This is a genomic window from Photorhabdus aballayi (genome assembly GCF_026153155.1).
In the GTDB taxonomy this organism is placed as follows: Bacteria; Pseudomonadota; Gammaproteobacteria; order Enterobacterales; family Enterobacteriaceae; genus Photorhabdus; species Photorhabdus luminescens.
Map to the genome: position 1 here is coordinate 1 of NZ_JAPFCD010000125.1, position 1972 is coordinate 1972.

General features: G+C 36.3%; 2 protein-coding genes. Both read right to left on the minus strand.

From position 1 onward, the window contains the following. Window positions 1–171: 171 nt before the first annotated feature. Window positions 172–681, minus strand: coding sequence for a hypothetical protein (locus OO184_RS24805; RefSeq protein WP_265381439.1), 510 nt, complete (start codon window positions 679–681; stop codon window positions 172–174). Window positions 682–696: 15 nt separating this feature from the next. Continuing rightward, entirely contained in the window at window positions 697–1833 is a 1137-nt protein-coding gene (locus OO184_RS24810; protein ID WP_265381440.1) for a hypothetical protein, read from the minus strand. Window positions 1834–1972: the final 139 nt, after the last annotated feature.

Genomic DNA, 1972 nt, shown 5'->3' on the forward strand with positions numbered 1-1972 from the left:
TCTGGTTGCTTGTCCATGAGTTTCATATCCACCCCCATAAAATGGGCGTCCGTGGGGTGAATGATGATCGCCCCTGTGAGTTGTAGTTAATTAAGATTCCGACCGAAATGCGCTAAAGTCATTTAGATGGCAATATAAAGAAGGCTGGTTATTTATTTCCAGCCTTCTTGATTAAAGCTTGCTATTCAGTTCTTTTTCATTAAGAAATCTATGCAATTTATTAATAAATGATATATTTTTTCGTATCATTAAAAAGACACATCGTATTTGCATAAATATCATATATAAAATAAAGGACAACCCTGACAGCTTAATAATAAAGTAATTTTCCCTGTAGAATTCGCTACCTTTCAGCAATATCACCATAAGATAAAACAGGGCAATCCCCACCAAGACAAAAGCAGAGATAATGATTATAAGAATCATCCCTTCAACTTTTTTCGCCTCATTCTTGCTAGCAAAAAAATCTATCTTTTCATTCTTCATTAAACCAGCAATAGCGTTAGGGTATAAATAACCAATCCAGACCCCACTTATAGCAAAAACAATTGCTGATATATTTTGAAGAACAGAAATAATATCAGTCACATTGCTATATTTAACATGAGAGCAGACCAAGTATGCTAATAATACACACACAGCTATTAGTAAAATCTGCGATAAGAACTTCCAAACACTCATTTCCTCCTCCTATCGCTATATCGCTGTAACTTTGCTATCCTCATTACTATCATTCCCACTACTCGCCGCCTTAACTTCAAGCCCTTTAAGCAAATCGCTCCTCTTGACATTAATTAACCTGGCAAGCACAGACGCCGATATGTGTTTTCTATTCGTTGCGACGTAAGAAGCGGCGATTGTTTCTCGCAAAACATATTCATCTAACCACTTGGTTGGACTATTTTTACCGCCCTGTTTAAATCCTATATTATTCCAGCTTGAGCCACTAGAGTAACCTTCATCATAGAAATCGAATAGTTCATCAATTTGAGAGTCTGAAAGACTATCTTCTATCATTAATTCTATTTGTTTTTCACCGCGTAATTTCGGTTTTTCATTTTTGTAACCTGGCACGCAATCCCATAGCTTTACCCACCACGCTCTTTTATCAGATACCACCGCACCAATGGTATCCCTTATTATTATATGTGTAATGCTATCTTTTAGCCTCTTAATCCCTTCCCTTCCTGCATTTTTCATATACTGATTATATTCAAATAAGAATCTGGCCCTGCTTTTGCCATCATCACTATCAAATGTTGCTGTTTGATAGGAAAAACTCTTGCCCTTGTTATTCTCTTTCTTTACCTCAGAAAGCTTTCTTCCTGAACAAGTCATTCTGAAATTAACATAATCTTTCACATACCTTACAAACAGGTAAGTATCAGTGTTTGAATGAGGAAATTTAATTGATGCGAATTTATTTAAACCAGATATGAACCAATAATAACATGGCTTACCCCAGATATATTTCTTTCCATTCTTTCCATCAGATGGAAGCATAATCACATCGTCCGCAGATTCTGTAACACTGGAATCGGCCTCAACCCCTTGTATATTGCCATTTCCATCTTCTTCTGATTTCCAAAGAACAAAGAAATAATCACCAGTCTTAGAACATTTATATGCATTACGACAATACACTTTTTTACGTAAACGCTTGTCATCAACTAACGGAAGGGTATTTTCAATGCTGTTATTATTTACCCAATTAACAAGATTATCGAAAACGCTCTCTGCGGAAAGTCCCTGAGGCTGCTCTTCATCACTGGACGAGTAAAACCCCATCTTTTTCACATCGAAAAATGTTACGTGCCCTAGCTCTTCTGACATTTAGAATCGGCTCCATGAGTAAATTATGTAACCTCATTCTATACAATGTGTATCTTGTTTCTAGCTGTATTTTTATACAGAAAAAGAAAAAGGCCACGCTATGCGCAGCCCTAAAGAATTTCAGACATAAAAAAACCTC